General features: G+C 70.3%; 16 protein-coding genes. 7 read left to right on the top strand and 9 right to left on the bottom strand.

Annotated elements, in window-relative coordinates; genetic code table 11:
• Positions 1–31: 31 nt before the first annotated feature.
• Positions 32–817 carry a sulfite exporter TauE/SafE family protein gene (locus CW359_RS21970; protein WP_105971882.1) on the top strand — a complete coding sequence of 262 codons (786 nt, stop codon included), beginning with the start codon at positions 32–34 and terminating at the stop codon, positions 815–817.
• Positions 818–826: 9 nt separating this feature from the next.
• On the opposite strand, the gene CW359_RS21965 is transcribed toward CW359_RS21970, so the two are convergent.
• A complete protein-coding gene (locus CW359_RS21965; protein WP_105971787.1) occupies positions 827–1,459 on the bottom strand; it encodes a class F sortase in 633 nt (210 codons plus the stop codon).
• Between the two features lie 144 nt (positions 1,460–1,603).
• On the bottom strand, positions 1,604–2,134 hold the full coding sequence (locus tag CW359_RS21960; protein ID WP_105971786.1) for a hypothetical protein: 531 nt from the start codon (positions 2,132–2,134) through the stop codon (positions 1,604–1,606).
• Positions 2,135–2,440: 306 nt separating this feature from the next.
• On the opposite strand from CW359_RS21960, the gene CW359_RS21955 reads away from it, so the two are divergent.
• Positions 2,441–3,034, top strand: coding sequence for an NADPH-dependent FMN reductase (locus CW359_RS21955; RefSeq protein ID WP_105971785.1), 594 nt, complete (start codon positions 2,441–2,443; stop codon positions 3,032–3,034).
• A gap of 56 nt (positions 3,035–3,090) precedes the next feature.
• Entirely contained in the window at positions 3,091–3,399 is a 309-nt protein-coding gene (locus CW359_RS21950; protein WP_232838520.1) for a hypothetical protein, read from the top strand.
• A 95-nt stretch (positions 3,400–3,494) separates the two neighbouring features.
• On the opposite strand, the gene CW359_RS21945 is transcribed toward CW359_RS21950, so the two are convergent.
• The 3 genes from CW359_RS21945 to CW359_RS21935 form a co-directional block, all read right to left on the bottom strand.
• Positions 3,495–4,160 carry a hypothetical protein gene (locus CW359_RS21945; protein ID WP_157968610.1) on the bottom strand — a complete coding sequence of 222 codons (666 nt, stop codon included), beginning with the start codon at positions 4,158–4,160 and terminating at the stop codon, positions 3,495–3,497.
• Between the two features lie 11 nt (positions 4,161–4,171).
• Positions 4,172–5,014 (bottom strand): hypothetical protein, encoded by an 843-nt coding sequence (locus tag CW359_RS45365; protein WP_105971782.1) that lies wholly within the window; start codon positions 5,012–5,014, stop codon positions 4,172–4,174.
• Between the two features lie 72 nt (positions 5,015–5,086).
• Entirely contained in the window at positions 5,087–6,868 is a 1,782-nt protein-coding gene (locus CW359_RS21935; protein ID WP_105971781.1) for a vWA domain-containing protein, read from the bottom strand.
• 359 nt (positions 6,869–7,227) lie between these two features.
• Here CW359_RS21935 and CW359_RS21930 point away from each other — a divergent pair, with 359 nt between their 5' ends.
• A complete protein-coding gene (locus CW359_RS21930) occupies positions 7,228–7,746 on the top strand; it encodes a hypothetical protein (protein ID WP_232838519.1) in 519 nt (172 codons plus the stop codon).
• A gap of 267 nt (positions 7,747–8,013) precedes the next feature.
• Here CW359_RS21930 and CW359_RS21925 read toward each other — a convergent pair whose 3' ends face one another.
• Both CW359_RS21925 and CW359_RS21920 read right to left on the bottom strand, forming a co-directional pair.
• Positions 8,014–8,217 (bottom strand): DUF397 domain-containing protein, encoded by a 204-nt coding sequence (locus tag CW359_RS21925; RefSeq protein ID WP_105971780.1) that lies wholly within the window; start codon positions 8,215–8,217, stop codon positions 8,014–8,016.
• Between the two features lie 3 nt (positions 8,218–8,220).
• Positions 8,221–9,108 carry a helix-turn-helix domain-containing protein gene (locus tag CW359_RS21920; RefSeq protein ID WP_105971779.1) on the bottom strand — a complete coding sequence of 296 codons (888 nt, stop codon included), beginning with the start codon at positions 9,106–9,108 and terminating at the stop codon, positions 8,221–8,223.
• A gap of 196 nt (positions 9,109–9,304) precedes the next feature.
• On the opposite strand from CW359_RS21920, the gene CW359_RS21915 reads away from it, so the two are divergent.
• Complete coding sequence (locus CW359_RS21915; RefSeq protein ID WP_105971778.1) at positions 9,305–9,754, top strand: ATP-binding protein; 450 nt, start codon at positions 9,305–9,307, stop codon at positions 9,752–9,754.
• On the top strand, positions 9,751–10,095 hold the full coding sequence (locus tag CW359_RS21910) for an antibiotic biosynthesis monooxygenase family protein (protein WP_105971777.1): 345 nt from the start codon (positions 9,751–9,753) through the stop codon (positions 10,093–10,095). Before CW359_RS21915 ends, CW359_RS21910 begins: the two co-directional genes overlap by 4 nt.
• Before the next feature lie 67 nt (positions 10,096–10,162).
• Here CW359_RS21910 and CW359_RS21905 read toward each other — a convergent pair whose 3' ends face one another.
• Both CW359_RS21905 and CW359_RS21900 read right to left on the bottom strand, forming a co-directional pair.
• Positions 10,163–10,960 (bottom strand): SAM-dependent methyltransferase, encoded by a 798-nt coding sequence (locus CW359_RS21905; RefSeq protein WP_105971776.1) that lies wholly within the window; start codon positions 10,958–10,960, stop codon positions 10,163–10,165.
• 188 nt (positions 10,961–11,148) lie between these two features.
• A complete protein-coding gene (locus CW359_RS21900) occupies positions 11,149–12,771 on the bottom strand; it encodes a M4 family metallopeptidase (RefSeq protein ID WP_105971775.1) in 1,623 nt (540 codons plus the stop codon).
• Positions 12,772–12,970: 199 nt separating this feature from the next.
• On the opposite strand from CW359_RS21900, the gene CW359_RS21895 reads away from it, so the two are divergent.
• The gene (locus tag CW359_RS21895) at positions 12,971–13,387 is read left to right on the top strand and encodes a gamma-glutamylcyclotransferase family protein (RefSeq protein WP_105971774.1); all 417 of its coding nucleotides are present in this window, start codon (positions 12,971–12,973) and stop codon (positions 13,385–13,387) included.
• Positions 13,388–13,431 lie beyond the last annotated feature (44 nt).

Genomic DNA, 13,431 nt, shown 5'->3' with positions numbered 1-13,431 from the left:
GCCGACAGCCGCGCGACCTATGCTCGCGATCATGCCCGACATATCCCTGCCCGTGATCGTCGCCCTCTGCCTCGCCGCCCTCGCGGCCGGCTGGATCGACGCGGTCGTGGGCGGCGGCGGCCTGCTCATGATGCCCGTACTGCTGCTGGGCCTGCCGGACACGTCCTCGGCGGCGCAGTACGCGCTCGGCACCAACAAGGCGATGGCGATCGTCGGCACCACGGGCGCGGCCGTGACGTACACCCGCAAGACGCCGGTCGACGTGCGCCTCGCGGTCCGCATCGGGCTGGCGGCGGTCGCCGGGTCGACGGCCGGGGCGTTCGTGGCCGCCGGGATGAGCACGGACACCCTGAAGCCGGTCATCATGGTCGTCCTGCTGGGCGTCGGCGCCTTCGTGATCTTCAAGCCTGCCTTCGGTACGGCCCCGGCGACCACCCCGGTCTCCGCGCGCCGCGTCCTCGCCGCGATCGGACTCGCGGGCCTGGGCATCGGCTTCTACGACGGTCTCATCGGCCCCGGCACGGGTACGTTCCTGGTCCTGGCGCTCACGGCACTCCTCCACCTGGACCTGGTGACGGCCTCCGCCACCGCCAAGGTCGTCAACTGCTGCACCAACGCGGGCGCTCTCGCGATCTTCGCCTGGCAGGGCACGGTGTACTGGCAGCTGGGCGCGCTGCTCGCCGGGTTCAACCTGGTGGGCGGGACGGTGGGGGCGCACACGGCGCTGAAGAAGGGGAGCGGGTTCGTACGGGTGGTGCTGCTGGTGGTGGTGTTCACGCTGGTGGCGAACCTGGCGTACCAGCAGTGGTTGGCGTGAGCCGGGGGCTCATGGGTTGCTGCCGGTCAGGTGGGCGAAGACGACGACGTTCCCCTCGTACCCCCTCCCCGGTGTGTAGCCGCCGCCGCAGGTGATGACGCGCAGCTCGGGCCGGGACGCGGCGCCGTACACCTTCTCATCAGGGAAGTTCGCGGACTTGTACACCTCGACGGCGTCGACGGTGAAGCGGGCGACGGTCCCGTCGCGCCGCTCGACGTCGATCGCGCCGCCCTTGCGCAGGGCGCCGAGGCGGTAGAAGACGGACGGCCCGTCGGCGTTGTCGACATGCCCGGCGACGATCGCCGTGCCCGTCTCGCCGGGGGCGGTCCCGGCCTCGTACCACCCGGCGAGGTTCTCGCGCTCGGCGGGCGGTACGTCCAGGCTGCCGGTGGGGGTGAGGCCGAGGCCCATCAGCGGGGCGTTCACGCGGATGGCGGGGATACGGATGCGGAGGGGCGGGGAGGCCGGGAGGGCCGGCGCCGACTCGGGACGCGCGGACTGCTGTACGGGCGTACGGGCGGCCTGGGCGGCGGAGGGCTGTGGCGGGGCGTTGGTGTCGCCGCCGCCGCGTACGAGCCAGGCGCCGGAGAGGAGGGCGGCGAGGGTGGCGACGGCTATGGCGAGGTTGGTGAGTCTGCGCACGTGGGCCTCCTGGATGCCCCTGATCCACCCCGGTGTCTCACCCTGACGTTTCACCCCCGGTCCCCCCTCCGGGCCGCGAGGGGCGTCGGGCCCGGAGGGGAGGGGGACGTGCGGTACCGGCGGACGGACAGCGGAGGGTGTCCGTCAGATCCTGTCGCCTCTCGCCCGGCGATGCAGGAGCCAGGTACCGCCCGCGGCGGCGACGGCGAGAGCCGCCACACCGGCCGCGGTCTGCACGGGGTCGGGACCGAGCGCGCCACCGACCCCCGTCTTCACACTCCCCCTGGGATGCGCGGCGGGCGGCCGGGTCGAGGTGAGCGTGACGACCAGATCACCGCTCACCCGCCGCCCGTCGGCCTGGGCGCCTCCGTCACATCGGGCGACGATCTCGTACGTCCCCGGCTGCGCGCCCGGCGGCACCCGGAACCGCCCGGCGGCGACCTCCTCGCGCGTACCGGGCGCGAGTACGAACGCCCCGGCGCCCACCGCGCTGGCGTCCCCGGCGGCGGTACCGCCCGCACCGCAGGCCGTGGTGTCGACGGTGACCTGGGAACCGGGGGTGACGGTCGCCGGGTAGACCTTGAGCGAACCGCCGGTACCGGCGTGAGCGGGCCCGGCGAGGACGACGGCGAGCGCGGTACCGGTCAGCAGACGGGCGGCGGCGGTACGTCGCATCGGGCTTGCTCCTCCGAGATCCGAGAGCTTGCGAACGGGGTGGTCTGCTACCGAGGTAAGTGGCAGGGGGCGGGGAGCGCTTCCTGAGGGTGCGTCAGAAATGGGGTGAACGGGTGGCGGGGGGACGCGGGAAACGGCCAGGCGTGTCGGCATTCGGGCAGGTCATCGCCGTACGACGGGAGGGCGGGGGAGGAGAACCCGATGGGTGGAGCAGGGGGGTGTGAACGGGTGACCGGGAGGGTGGCAAACGGACGGGCGGACGGGCGGCTTGACCTCAAGGAAACTTGAGGTAGGAGCCTGTGCGGCATGCAGACACAGAGCGAACCGATTGAGCCCGTACGTGTGACCGTGGTCGTCGGCAGCAACCGTGAGGGCCGTTTCGGCCCGGTGGTGGCCGACTGGCTCCTGACCCGGATCGCAGACCGCGACGACGTCGTGGCGGAGGTGGTGGACGTGGCGGAGACGACCCTGCCGACGACGTTCGCGACGGATGCCGGGGCGAGGACCCAGCTGGCGGAGATCACGCCGAAGCTGGCGGCGGCGGACGCGTTCGTGGTCCTGACCCCCGAGTACAACCACTCCTACCCGGCCGCCCTCAAGAACCTCATCGACTGGCACTACACGGAATGGCAGGCCAAGCCGGTCGCCTTCGTCTCGTACGGCGGAGTCTCGGGCGGCCTGCGCGCCGTGGAACACCTCCGCCAGGTCTTCGCGGAACTCCACGCGACGACGGTCCGCGACACGGTCTCCTTCCACAACGCGAGCGCGTCCTTCGACGAGGAGGGCAGGCTGAGGGACCCGGCGGGGCCGGATGCGGCGGTGGGGGTGATGTTGGGGCAGGTGGTGTGGTGGGGGCGGACGTTGCGGGAGGGGCGGGCGGCACGGGCGTACGGGGGGTAGTGGGGGCGAGGTCGGGGCCGTGTTGCGTCGGGGCTTGGCCAGCGACAATGCGGACCATGGACATTGTCGTCGAGATTCACGTACCCCTTGAGGAAGTTCCCGCCACTCCCGAAGGCTCCCACCCCTTCCCCTGGATCGACCGGGTCGACGACTTCCTCGCGGACCTGGAGGAGGCGGAGGATTACGACGAGAGCGACGAGTACGAGGGGGCGCACGTCTTCTTCGTCACCGGGGCCCCGGAGGCCGTTCTCCTGGCCGTCGCCTCGCGGGTGGCCGCGCTGCCCGGCGTACCGGGCGGGGCGTTCGCGGTGGTGTCGGACCAGGCGGCGGAGGAGATCGGGGTGGGGCGGCGGGTGGAGTTGTAAGGCGCGGTGGCGGGCGAATCAGGCGTGAGAGCAGGGGAGTTGTGCCGTCGCGGGCGCTGTCCTCGGCAGTTCTACGGCGTGGAGGACCGCGACGCTCACCAGTCGCGGGGCCAGGTCAGCGCCGTCACGGCGTAGGCAAGGAGATGGATGATGCCGAGGGCCGCGAAGGCGGTGATGCCTGGTTCCACATCGGTGTCGTCCAGGCGTTCGGTGGCGATGGGCTCGGCCCAGCCGTCAGGGACCACCGAGACGGTGATGACGGCACCGACGGGTGTGCGTGATCGCGGGCCGTACCGCATCGAACCGAGGTCGCGTCCGGTCGCCGCGTCGGCGAGGCGGTAGCGGGTGAGCCAGGTGTCCTCGTCTTCCATGTCGAGGGTGGGCTCGGCCTCGACGACGCGGGCCGAGGCGGGCCGCCCGGCCAGATCGTGGAGGGCCCAGGGGGCCAGCCACGGTGCCGTGAGGAGCAGAGCGGCGGCGGTGAGTCCGGGTAACGCGGTCCGACGCCCGCCCCAGTCCCAGGACCCGGCGAGCGTCACCGCCAGGACGACCGAGATGACCGCGAGGACGAGGGAGGCCAGCACCCATCTGTCCCCTTGGTTGCGGGAGGCGAAAGAGACCGCGATCGGTACGACGACCAGGGACCACAGCAGCACGGCCACGAACCGTACTTTGCCCTCCAGGACCGACCAGCACTCCACGACCAGGTGGATGACCAGGGCCAACGGCACCACCACGACACGAAGGCTTCTTCCGAGCATGTGCCGCCCCCTCACTCCGGCTGGTCGCCGGTTGTTCCGTGCAGTGAGCGGGTGATCTCGTCGAGCGTGTCGAGGCCGGCCTGTACGGCTTCCAGCTCGTGGTCGAGGACGGTGAGGTCCGTCGGGACGGCTGAGACGTCCGTCGCGGCCTGGAGGGACAGCAGCATGGCGCCTCGCTCGGCCGCGGCCTCCAGGCGCAGGGCGGTGGCCTCCATGGTGGTGATCAGGAGTTGACGCAGTTCGGCCAGCCGCTTCAGGGTCGCGATGCGTTCGCCCGTCGCGCGGGCGGCATCCCGTTTGGCTCGCCGCAGTGGGCCGTCGGGGAGGGCTCGGGCCTCTTCCTCCAGGCGTGCCTGCTCGCGGTACAGGACGCGGTGGTCGGCGGACGCGCCGATGGTGTCGATGACACGGACCGCCTCGGCTGCCGCGGCGAGCCGGTCGGCCGCGCCGCGTACGGATGTCGCCGCCGTTGCCAGCGCGGGCCAGAGCGAGGCGCTGGGGCTCTGCCGGGCCTGGTGCTCCAGCCGGTCGGCTGCCGCTGCCGCGCGGGTCAGCCATCGGCCGGCGTCGGCGGGCGGTTCGGCCGGTGCGTCCGTCGGCCGGTCCGCGTCCTGGGCGCCCGGCCGGCCGGCCGCGGGCCTCGCGGATACCGAGGGCGCGGGGCGGGTGAGACGGCCGGTGACCGCGTGCGCCGCCCAGACGAGGCCGCCGACGCCCGCGCCGGCAGGCAGCGCGGTGACGGCCGGGGCACCGGCGAGGAAGGCCGTGACGCCGCCCGCGACGGCGAACAGCGCGACCGCTACGGCGGGAAGAAGACGGTGCCCCGTCGTGTCCTCCCTCTCTGCACTGCCCATGGTGTCCGATCTGGAGCTACTGCCCAAAAGGGGATCCGGATCCGTCCTCAGGTACCGGCGGGTGCCTACGGTTCAGAAGTTGCTGATGACGGAGACCATCACCTTGTCGATGACCGCCGGGTCGCGGGCGTCGTAGGAGGTGGCCTTGGTGGCGCCGGCGATCTTCGTGAGCGTGGAGAAGTCGGCCTGGTCGCTGAAGGCGACGGTGAAGACGCGTACGGAGCGCTCCAGTTGACCGGCGTCGAGGTCGCCCAGCAGCGCGTCGAGATCGTTGTCGGGCGGATACTCGTTCCTGCCGTCGGTGAGCACGACGACGGCGTTGATGCGGTCGGTGTCCAGGTCGGCCAGCATCTCCTGCTGGGCGGCGCGCACGGTGGCGTAGAGGGCGGTGCCGCCTTCGGCGCTGAGCCCGTTGATGGCCTCGGCGAGCCGCTGTTCGCTGTCGCGGATGCGGCCGGGGGGCACGATCTGCCGGTAAGGCTGGGGGTGGTCGCCGGTCTCGGTGGAGAACGCCCACAGACCGACCTCGTCGTCGGGGTGGTAGAGGCCGAGGGTGCCGACGGCGGCCTTCTTGGCCGCCTCCAGCCGGCTCTGTCCGCCGCCCGCGGGCTGCTTCATCGATCCGGAGACATCCATGACGAGCAACACCCGGGCCTTCTTGCGCAGTTCGTCCCAGCTGTCCACGATCGCCGCGAGCACCTCGGGCGCGGGCGGGTCGATCAGCGACAGGTTCCGCTCACTCTGCTCGGACAGGCTGACCGAGCGGGCCAGTTCGCCGCCGGCGTTGCCCTCGTGGTCGCGGAATCCGGTCTGCTGGAAGCGCTTCTGCTGGGCGTCCTCCAACAGGAAGGCGCGGAAGTCGGCGGCTGCGGACCGCTGTTGTGCGGAGGCCGAGGGCAACACCACGAACGGGTGGTCGAACATCAGCGTGCCGTCGGCCGGGTGCACCGCCACCAGAGGCACCTGCGGCTTCTTCCCCTTGCCGATCCGGTCGGTCTCACCCGTGGGGCTGCCCTGGTTGTACAGGTGGATCAACTGCTCCTGTACGGCGATGGCACTGGCGTACGACAGCGCCTGCCCGTCGGCGTCCGCCTCGGCGAGGTTGGCCATGTACGCGGTCGCGTCGGAGGCGTAGTGCAGGACGCCCGCCTCGACCCCGGCCACGAACCGCCGGGTCTTCGGGTCCTCGACCTCCTTCACCGTGAGGTCGCTGGAGCGGCCGGTGGCGGCGTAGAAGGCGGCCACGGTCGCGCCCAGACCCGAGGTGGAGGTGTGCGGGTTGTCCTTGCCGAGGCTGAAACGGCCCCACTCGGGCCGGCCGACCGAGGCCCAGCCCTTCTCCGTCAGCGACAGCACGTCCCGCCAGCCGATCTGTTTCTCCGGCCAGCCGAGCGCCTGGGCCATCGGTCGGGGCATGGCGATCGCCAGCGGGCTGGTGGCGAGCGACCGCGGTTCCTCGCCGGTGAGCAGGGTCCGGTCGGCGGCGGTCGCGTCGCGCCGGAGCAGCGTCAGCCACAGCGAGGAGGACGGCGTCCACACCTGCGGTTCGGGCGCGCCGTCGCGCCGCTCGTCCCATCCCTGGGCCAGCGCGTCCTTGGCGACGCCGGAACTCGTCTCCGACACCTCCACCCGGGCGCACTCCCCGCCCGCGAGCTTCCGCCCGGAGTCGTTGTACTCCTCGGCCAGGTCGATGAGCAGGTTGCCCTTCTCCGTCGAGGAGTTGACCTCCAGCCGTACCTCGCAGTCGCTGCCCGAACCACCCACGGACGCGCTCACCACCACGCCCAGACCCACGAGCAGCGCCAGCCCCACCACGACCGCCACCACCAACGGCAGCCTACGAACGTTCCTCATGGCACCCCCGTGTCCATGCCTCACCCAAGGCGGGCTCTTCTCGGATCACCGCATCGAGGTCGTCCAGCCGGTCGCTCCGGAGCGGTCGACCGTGTCGTCACACCGATGACGGTCTTCGGAACCCTGCGCATGAAAAGACGTTTGCCGTCACACGGTCTCCACGGCGAGTGGTGATGTCAATGGCCTTGTCCGCACTGTGCGTTGTTCGTTTCGAAGCCGCCGGACGAGGGACCGCTCCGGCCACGAGGCCACAACGAGGCTGCAACGGGTGGGCGGCGGCGCTACGGCCCGACGCGGATCGTCCCTACCATCCGGCGTACCGGGGGGACACACGGCGAGCTTCCCGGTAAGGGGGCACTGTGAAGTCAACGACGGTTTCGTGGCCGCTGGTCCAGCGCTCGGCCGGCGCACTCGCGGTCTGTGCCGCCCTGGCCACAACCTCCGGGTGCGGGGTCCCCGTTGACGCCGTCGCCGGGATCTCGGTGGACGCCGAGGGCCGACTGCTGGGCGTCATCATGGTCTGCGGGCACCACATCGACGGCGCGAGTCTGTACATACCAAGGGACGAACCCGACAAGAACGTGACGGTCGGCCACTGGACCGCCGAGCACCCCCTCAAGCCCGGTCTCACCACCTGGCCCCTGAACACCCCCGCCGCAGGCTGGACGGCGACCAAGTACCCCAACTCCCTCACCGCCAGGACGACTTACACCCTCTACGGCTGGACCAAGGACAACTCCTGGTCGGCAAGCAGCATCTCCTTCACGACAGCAGACCGGGACCGCCTGACGCCGGACATGGTCCGCTACCAGGACTACGAATCCACGGTCACTGTTCCCGTCGCGGAGTTCAAGACCAAGGCCTGCGAGGAGAGTTGACGCCGCGGATCGCTCGCATACGGTTCTCTGACGGGGGGATATGACGGTGGGCTCGTATGCGCGTGAAGTGATAGGCGCGCGGGACGTGACCTTCGCTCACGTGTGGATAGTCGGTGCTTTCCTTCTCTTTGGCGTGGTTGCGCTGGCTTACAACATTTGGCGCTACAGGAGAGTTGGGCAAGGCGAGGTGAAGCTGGGCTGTGGCATTGCTGTCACCTTCACCATGTACATCTCGATCACCGGGTATGTGTTTGCGTGGGTGCTGGTTCACGCCATGAGAAATACGTAGGAACCATGCGGGGTGAGGGCGGTCAGGAACGTTGCCCAGGTGGCGGGGGCCAGGTGGAGCGGCGGGGTCGACGGGGTTTTGGAGTCGCGTATCGCGATGGTGGTGGGGATGTTCGTGGCTATCTCGACGCACTCGGCCGCTTGGTCGCTGTAGCTGGACTTCCGGTACTCGAATTCAGGCACGGCTCACAGTTCCTTGCGCAGCTTGTGGAGGAACGAGACCGACTCCCGCTCGCTGAGGGAGCGTTCGGCGATCTTCTCGAACAGTTCATCGTAGGCAGCTGCGGCCTCACCGCCCTCCACCCAGCGCTGGGCGAAGGGGGCCTCGACGTAAACGACATCCATGGCCCCGGTCGCCGCGAACGAGATGACGTTGAACGAGCCGTTCAGTCCGGGATGTGTACCGGCGCCGAGGGGGAAGATCCGGATGGTGACGCTCGGCAACTCGGTCAGCCGCGTCAGGTGTTCGAGTTGGCCTCCGGCTGTCGCCTCCCCGCCGGGGAAGTTGCGAAGCACCGCTTCGTAGATCACGACTTGCAGCGAGAGCGGTGGGTCGTTGGTGAGGCGTTGCTGCCGAGTGAGCCGCGCCGCGATGAACTCCTCGTCCGGGTCCGGGCTCTTGGCCAGTTCCGAGGTAGGTCCCTGTCTCAACGCCCTTACGTACTCGGGTGTTTGAAGCAGCCCGGGGATGAACGCAGGCTGCCACACTTTGATGGCCGTCGCCGCGCTCTCCAATGTGACGTACTCCTGCATGACCCCGTGGATCGTGTAGCCGTCCCACCATCCCTTGGCCTTACGCCGCTCACGGTCGACCCTCGCCAGTTCGAGGAGCCCGCCGATCCTGCCGGGGTCGTGAACCCCGTACAGCTCGCACAGCGCCCGGATGTCCGGGTCGCGCACGGGAACCCAGCCGCCCTCCAGCTTGGCGACCTTCGCCGTTGACGCGGAGAGGGCCTTCGCGGCCTGCGGCTGGGTGAGGCCGGCTGTCGTGCGGAGCTTGAGGAGTTCGGCTCCAAGTCTGCGTCCCAGAACGCTGGTTGTGCTGTTCCCCTGTCGCGCCTGACCTGCTGTCACCTGCTGCTCCTTCGGTGCTGTGCGCGGTCAGTCTGCTGTGTGCGGGGGCGGGGTGGCAAACACGATCGGTGGATATCTTCCGGGTGGAAGTTGAAGCGATCAAGGTCGTGCCGCTACCTTCCGTTGTGAACCGATTGCGGAGTGGCGCCAGTTACTGCACGGCGCAGCTCCCCCCTGCCCGAAAGTGAGCGTCGTCATGACCGAGGACCCCCTCCGGTACGACCGCCTCGACTACACCCCCTACCCCAAGAGCGTCACCCTCGCCCGCCGCCGAGCGCAGCGACTGCTCACGGAGTGGGGGCACCCCGAACTCGCCCCCGACACCGCCCTGTTGGTCTCCGAACTCGGCGCCAACGCCGTACTGCACGGCTGTCTCCGGGACCGTTTCTTCCGCGTCGAACTCGCCCTCACCGAGCACGCCGTCCGCGTCGGCGTCTCCGACCCCCGGGGTGAGTTACTGCCCCGGCCGCGCAGCGCCGCGCCCGACGAGATGTTCGGGCGGGGGCTTCTCATCGTCGGTGCCGTCGCCCACCGCTGGGGTGTCACCGAGCTGACCGTCGGCAAGCTCGTCTGGTGCGAGCTGGACCTCGTACGCCTCCCCCTGCGCAACCGCGAGCCGCGCCCTGCGGCAAAATTGGCGTCATGAGCATCGTAAAGATCAACGTACTGACGGTTCCCGAAGAGCAGCGGGAGACGCTGGAGAAGCGGTTCGCGTCGCGGGCCGGGGCCGTCGAGGGGTCGGACGGGTTCGAGTGGTTCGAGCTGCTGCGGCCCGTCGAGGGCACCGACAGCTACCTCGTCTACACGCGCTGGCGCAGCGAGGAGGACTTCCAGGCGTGGATGGCGGGCCCGATGCAGTCGGCGCACCGGCCTGCCGCCGCCGCTGCGGCCGGAGGGGAGGGCGGGGAGCAGCCCAAGCCCGCCGCCTCCGCATCCACCCTCTGGTCCTTCGACGTCGTCCAGCAGGCCGCCCCCAAGCAGGCCTGAGCACGACCGAGCGACGCGCGCCGAGCCGCAGGCGGTGGCCGCACTCGGCGCGCGCCCCGAGAGCCGGCTAGCGCTTGCGGCCCACCCCGCCGTGCTGGCCGATCGCCGGTGCCGCCACCCCGGACGCGCTCGCCTCCGGCCGCCACAGCGGCACCGAGACGACCCCCGGCTCCACCAGCTCCAGCCCCTCGAAGTACGCCTCGATCTGCTCCACCGGCCGCAGGAAGTACGGCACCGCGCCCGTCTCGTTGTAGGCGTCCTGCGCCTGCTCGTAGTCGGGGTCCGTGCCGCGCGAACCCTCGTTCAGGGAGAGGTAGCTGCCCGGGGGGAGGCCCGCCAGCAGGTCGCGGACGATGCCTCGGGCCCGGTCGTAGTCCGCCACGTGCCCCAGGATGCCGCTCAGGATCAGCGCCGTCGGGCGGGTCAGGTCGAGCGTCTTCGCCGCCGCGCCCAGGATGCGCTCGGTGTCGTACAGATCCGCGTCCACGTAGTCCGTCGCGCCCTCGGGGGTCGACGTCAGCAGGGCGCGGGCGTGCGTCAGGACCAGCGGGTCGTGGTCGACGTACACGATCCGCGCGTCGGGAGCGACCGACTGCGCGACCTCGTGCGTGTTGTCCACCGTCGGCAGACCCGTGCCGACGTCCAGGAACTGGCGGATACCCGCCTCCCCGGCCAGATGGCGGATCGTACGGCCCAGGAACGCGCGGCTGCTGCGCGCGATCGTCACGATCCCCGGGAACACGGCCGTGTAGGCGTCACCGGCCGCCTCGTCCACCGGGTAGTTGTCCTTGCCGCCCAGCCAGTAGTTCCAGATGCGGGCGGAGTGCGGTACCGAGGTATCGATCCTGTGTTCGGCTTCGGACATGGTGGCATCGTCTCCTCGGTCGCAGCGGACGCGTTCGTGCAAGGTTCAACCTAAGGCCCAAGGTCAACGAAACGATACGTATCCCGATTCTCCAAGTCGGGCAACAGACAAGCCGGTGGCCGCCCCGACGATCTCCCGCCGGGGCGGCCACCGGCCGCACGCACCCCTTGCTCACCTACACCTTTCGCTCAGCTAACAGACACCGCACTCCAGGCCGCGCCCACCGCCGCGTACTCCGTGCTGCCCGTCCCGTACAGGTCCCGCGCCGCGTTCAGCGTGGCCGTGCGGGCGCCCGCGTAGTTCGTCGAGGACGTCATGTACGTCGTCAGCGCCTTGTACCAGATCGCGCCCAGCTTGGCCCGGCCGATACCCGTGACCGAACTGCTGTTGCACGTAGGGGAGTTGTAGCTCACGCCGTTCAACTCCTTGGCGCCGCTGCCCTCCGCGAGCAGGTACGCGAAGTGGTTCGCGACGCCCGAGGAGTAGTGGACGTCGAGGTTACCGACGCCCGAACTCCAGCAGTTGGCGGAGTTCCCGTCCTTCGACGGCTGGTCCATGTACCGCAGGGCCGAGCGGCCGAAGCCCGACTTGACGATCTTCTCGCCGATCAAGTAGTCCCCGAGATCGGCGGAGTTGGCCGCGTTGAACTCCACCAGCGTGCCGAAGATGTCCGACGTCGCCTCGTTGAGACCGCCGGACTCGCCCGAGTACGTCAGATTCGCCGTCGACGACGTCACGCCGTGCGTCATCTCGTGCCCAGCCACGTCCAGCGAGACCAGCGGACCGAACGTCGTCCCGTCACCGTCGCCGTACGTCATGCAGAAGCAGGTGTTGTCCCAGAACGCGTTGTTGTAGCTGTTGCCGTAGTGCACACGGTTGTACGAGCCCACCCCGTCGCCCTTGATCCCGCTGCGCCCGAAGGTGTCCTTGTAGTAGTCCCACGTCTCGTCGGTGCCGTACTGCGCGTCGACCGCCGCCGAGGCCCGGCTCGCCGTCGTCCCCGTGCCCCAGTGGTTGTCCGTGTCCGTGAAGAGCGTCGCGGGCGCCCGGATGATGCAGATCCCGAAGATGCACAGGTCGGTGCCGTTCTCGGCGTCGCCCGTGTACGTGTTGCCGCGCGTCGGGTCCTTCAGCTGGTACGTCGACCCGGACACCGTCGTCTCCAACGGGACCGTGCCGCCGTACAGCGACTGGCCGTCACCCGTCGCCGTCTCGATGCTGTCCCAGGCGTCGATCTCGGCGCCGGTCGTCGCGTCGGTGACGACGGTCCGGGCGACCGGGTTGCCCGCCGGGTCCAGCGCCACCGCGTTCGTCCGCCAGGCCAGCCTCGGGGAGCCGTGCAGGGCGTCAACCACCAGCTCCGGCTTGGTGGTTACCTTCCTCAGCGGCTCGTCCGCGTTCGCCGCGCGCAGCGCCGCCGTCGCCAGACCGACAGCCTTCGAGGCCGACACCGCCGGTCGGATCGTGGCCAGGGATATCGGGCGGGTCGTGGCCCGGCTGGCGCCGCGGTAGTCGCCGTCGGGGGTCAGGTGGACGACGAAGTCGCCGCCCAGGACCGGGAGCTGACGGTACGTCCGGTCGTAGCGGACGTGCTGGCTGCCGTCCTTGTCGAGGACGACGTCCCGAACTGTCGTGCCCTGTACGGAAGTCAGGCCCAGATGCGCGGCCTGGTCGGTGAGCGCGGTGACCGCGTTCCTGATCGCGGTGTCCCTGGTGGGTCTGTCGACGGCACCGGCGGTGGTGGGGGAGAGCGCGGCGGCCAGGAGGGTGGCGGCGGTGGCCACGCCGGCCGCGGCGAGACGGGAAGTCATCGGTCTCCTTGGGTGGGGGAGTGGGGGAGTGGGGGGACTTCGGGGGACGGGGGGGGCGGCGGTAATCGCTCAGGTTTAAGGGTTCATGACATGTCGTGTCCAGAGCGCATGCGCCGTCACCTCGACTTATGGCGAGAATCGTTTCCCCATCCCCACGAACTCCGCCCAGGAGCTGGGCCCACGAATGAGAGCGCGCCACGTGACACTCCCCTTCTTCGTCTACGGCACCCTCCGCCCCGGCGAGCACAACCACGACCACTTCCTGCGCGGCCGTACGCGGTCGGAGCGGCCCGGCCGGCTGACGGGCGCGGTGCTGTACGACGGCCCCGGCTACCCGTACGCAGTCGAGGAACCCGGCGGGGTCGTGCACGGCGAACTGGTCACCGCGCTGCCGGAGGCGTACGGCGAACTGCTCGCCGTGCTCGACGAGTTGGAGGAGTGCGTGCCGGGCGACCCGCGCAGCCTGTACGACCGGGTGGCGCGTCCGGTGACGCTCGACGCCGACGGAACCGCCGTGACCGCCTGGGTCTACGTCGCCGCCCCCGCCGTAGCCACCCGCCTGCGGGCGCACGGCACGCGCATCGAGGGCGGAGACTGGCACGCACGCCGCCGCTGAAGCCGACGGTGCTGGTCCGTGTGGGCGACCACCCTGTGCGCCAG

Origin of the sequence: Streptomyces geranii, from assembly GCF_002954775.1 — a bacterium.
Lineage (GTDB): Bacteria > Actinomycetota > Actinomycetes > Streptomycetales > Streptomycetaceae > Streptomyces > Streptomyces geranii.
This window is presented reverse-complemented; position numbering and strand designations above follow the sequence as displayed.

What these genes read in the sequence shown, in the direction of transcription:
- CW359_RS21950 (WP_232838520.1), top strand. Translation starts at nt 3,091, where the DNA reads ATGGACATTGTCGTCGAGATTCACGTACCCCTTGAGGAAGTTCCCGCC.
- CW359_RS45365 (WP_105971782.1), bottom strand. Translation starts at nt 5,014, where the DNA reads ATGGGCAGTGCAGAGAGGGAGGACACGACGGGGCACCGTCTTCTTCCC.
- CW359_RS21935 (WP_105971781.1), bottom strand. Translation starts at nt 6,868, where the DNA reads ATGAGGAACGTTCGTAGGCTGCCGTTGGTGGTGGCGGTCGTGGTGGGG.
- CW359_RS21960 (WP_105971786.1), bottom strand. Translation starts at nt 2,134, where the DNA reads ATGCGACGTACCGCCGCCGCCCGTCTGCTGACCGGTACCGCGCTCGCC.
- CW359_RS21905 (WP_105971776.1), bottom strand. Translation starts at nt 10,960, where the DNA reads ATGTCCGAAGCCGAACACAGGATCGATACCTCGGTACCGCACTCCGCC.
- CW359_RS21945 (WP_157968610.1), bottom strand. Translation starts at nt 4,160, where the DNA reads ATGCTCGGAAGAAGCCTTCGTGTCGTGGTGGTGCCGTTGGCCCTGGTC.
- CW359_RS21955 (WP_105971785.1), top strand. Translation starts at nt 2,441, where the DNA reads ATGCAGACACAGAGCGAACCGATTGAGCCCGTACGTGTGACCGTGGTC.
- CW359_RS21900 (WP_105971775.1), bottom strand. Translation starts at nt 12,771, where the DNA reads ATGACTTCCCGTCTCGCCGCGGCCGGCGTGGCCACCGCCGCCACCCTC.
- CW359_RS21915 (WP_105971778.1), top strand. Translation starts at nt 9,305, where the DNA reads ATGACCGAGGACCCCCTCCGGTACGACCGCCTCGACTACACCCCCTAC.
- CW359_RS21910 (WP_105971777.1), top strand. Translation starts at nt 9,751, where the DNA reads ATGAGCATCGTAAAGATCAACGTACTGACGGTTCCCGAAGAGCAGCGG.
- CW359_RS21970 (WP_105971882.1), top strand. Translation starts at nt 32, where the DNA reads ATGCCCGACATATCCCTGCCCGTGATCGTCGCCCTCTGCCTCGCCGCC.